Genomic DNA, 550 nt, shown 5'->3' with positions numbered 1-550 from the left:
AATAGAAGCATTTCGATCTACCTATTGCTGATTTGAATCGCTCTTTGGATTAATACAAAATACTTCTCTTATTAGGGTTATCCAGTTCTCTGAAATAGTAACGGCATTTTTCATTTTTTCCATGTTGCCTTTTGGAATCAATTTAAGCCAGCGATGAAGCAGGAATAATTCATTTTCCTCATCATCCAACTTGTCTCATCTTTACATTTTGTTCGTATTTTGTTCGTATTTCTATTTGAGGATACCACTTTCTGGGGATCGGCGTAAACCTTCATTTTGGGTCGTTTTAACTATAAAATAAAACCCGCGCTCTCATTTCCTTTGCCTTTTGGCATAATTGTTTCATATCCCTTTACCTAATGGTATATATACGATATAGTACAGATAATTAAAGATCCTCGTATAAGTCATTTGATTTTTATTAAGAAGCTACCGAGAATTGTCCTGTGTCGTGTTTAGGTACATATCACGAGCAAACGTAGTGAAGGAGACGGAATCGATTCTGAAGAAGCGAAGCGTTCGCCTTTATCACCGGATTTCTCCCTTTTAG

The 550-nt window shown here is 36.2% G+C and carries 1 protein-coding gene; it reads right to left on the bottom strand.

The features are described 5' to 3' along the window. Window positions 1–21: 21 nt before the first annotated feature. A complete protein-coding gene (locus tag P364_RS37705; RefSeq protein WP_161634244.1) occupies window positions 22–189 on the bottom strand; it encodes a hypothetical protein in 168 nt (55 codons plus the stop codon). Window positions 190–550: the final 361 nt, after the last annotated feature.

This window comes from Paenibacillus sp. MAEPY2, assembly GCF_000499205.1.
Lineage (GTDB): Bacteria > Bacillota > Bacilli > Paenibacillales > Paenibacillaceae > Paenibacillus > Paenibacillus vandeheii.
Note: the sequence above shows the minus strand (reverse complement) of the source record. Positions and strands in the feature narration are given on the sequence as shown.